Source organism: Paraburkholderia sp. BR13444 (assembly GCF_040948755.1).
GTDB classification, from domain to species: Bacteria; Pseudomonadota; Gammaproteobacteria; order Burkholderiales; family Burkholderiaceae; genus Paraburkholderia; species Paraburkholderia youngii.
The window spans coordinates 1-1,856 of sequence record NZ_JBFPKM010000043.1 but is presented as its reverse complement, the minus strand read 5'-3'; the positions used below and the strand labels follow the sequence as shown (position 1 = coordinate 1,856).

At 64.2% G+C, this 1,856-nt stretch carries 1 protein-coding gene; it reads left to right on the top strand.

Annotated elements, in window-relative coordinates; genetic code table 11:
• Positions 1–401: 401 nt before the first annotated feature.
• Complete coding sequence (gene ltrA / locus AB3X95_RS38875) at positions 402–1,769, top strand: group II intron reverse transcriptase/maturase (protein ID WP_176370174.1); 1,368 nt, start codon at positions 402–404, stop codon at positions 1,767–1,769.
• Positions 1,770–1,856 lie beyond the last annotated feature (87 nt).

The window sequence follows — 1,856 nt, the reverse complement described above, 5'->3', positions numbered from 1 at the left end:
TTGTGCGCCCAGCATGGGCGCACTCTTGTGGGTGCAAGTCCCACCGCAAGTTGATCACAGCGAGCGAAGCGAAGCGCAACTGCGCGAGGGCGACCGGGCGTAGGGAGGAAGCGTGGAGCGAAACTGCGAGCCGATGGACAAGAACCGGATAGGAGGCGCTGCCGATCAGGGCGAGCGGGCAATAAACCGCGAAGCTCTTGTGATCAAGGGACGGCGGCGTAAATCCGGCGGTTGTGCAGTGAAGGAGTGCGTTCTTACCTGGGGAGATCTCGCCTCATGCCTGAAAGGGCGACGGCGTCGAGCCGGAGCGAGAAGTCAGCAGAGGCCGTAGTAGTCACAGGACAGGTCGATGAGACCGAAGCTGGTGACGAAGGGCCGAACGGGAAGGAGTGTCCAGCGACATGTCGATGCGACAGGAATTGCGTCAGATGCCCGCGCAAGCGGGGCGAGCGGGAGGCACACGCGGTGAAGCTGCGTCCATGCCCGTGAGCGACGAAGCCTGTTGCCCGCGCCATGAATCCGGGGACACAGGGTCAGCGCTGTTGATGGCGGCGCTGACGAGAGCGAACCTGAAGCAGGCGTTCAAACGGGTACGGGCCAACAAGGGAGCCGCTGGCGTGGACGGTCTGGACATTGACCAGACGTCGCGCCATCTGGTGACGGCGTGGCCCGCGATCCGCGAACAGTTGCTGAAGGGGACGTACCGGCCCAGTCCGGTACGGCGGGTGACGATCCCGAAACCGGACGGAGGCGAGCGCGAGCTTGGCATCCCGACGGTCACGGACCGGCTGATCCAGCAGGCGCTGCTGCAGGTGCTGCAACCGGTTCTGGACCCCACCTTCAGCGAGCACAGCTATGGCTTCCGGCCTGGACGGCGTGCGCACGACGCGGTGTTGGCCGCGCAGTCGTACGTGCAGTCGGGCCGGCGAATCGTGGTGGACGTTGATCTGGAGAAGTTCTTCGACCGGATCAACCACGACATCCTGATCGACCGTCTACAGAAACGTATAGGGGACGCCGGGGTGATCCGGCTGATCCGGGCGTATCTGAACAGCGGCATCATGGATGGCGGCGTGGTTCAGCAGCGAGAACAGGGCACGCCGCAAGGCGGGCCGCTATCGCCGTTGCTGGCCAACGTGCTGCTCGATGAGGTGGACAAGGAGCTGGAACGGCGAGGCCACTGCTTCGTGCGTTATGCCGACGATGCGAATGTTTATGTTCGCAGCCGTCGTGCAGGCGAACGGGTGATGGTGCTGCTGCGGCGGCTGTTTGGGCGACTGCGGTTGAAGGTCAACGAGACCAAAAGCGCGGTGGCCAGTGTGTTCGGTCGCAAGTTCCTGGGCTACAGCCTGTGGGTAGCGTCCGGCGGTGTTATCAAGCGCAAGGTGGCGGCCAAACCGCTGCTGGCGTTCAAACGCCGCATTCGTGAACTGACCGGCCGTAACGGCGGGCGCAGCATGAAGGACGTGGTGGAACGGTTACGGCCCTATGTGCTGGGTTGGAGGGCGTACTTCCGGTTGGCGCAAACGCCACGAGTCTGGCGGACGCTGGACGAGTGGGTGCGTCACCGGTTGCGTGTCATCCAGCTTAAGCAATGGCGCCGCGGCCCGACCATCTACCGGGAACTACGTGCGCTGGGGGCTCCGCACGCTGTGGCGCAACAGGTGGCGGCGAACAGCCGTCGCTGGTGGCGTAACAGCGGCAAACTCCTGAATAGCGTGCTGACTCTCGCATACTTCGAGCGGCTGGGTGCACCCCGACTCTCATAACCTCAACTTCCCGAACCGCCCGGTGCGGACCCGCATGCCGGGTGGTGTGGCAGGGGCACGGCCTTATGGCCGTCCCCTATGCCGTTT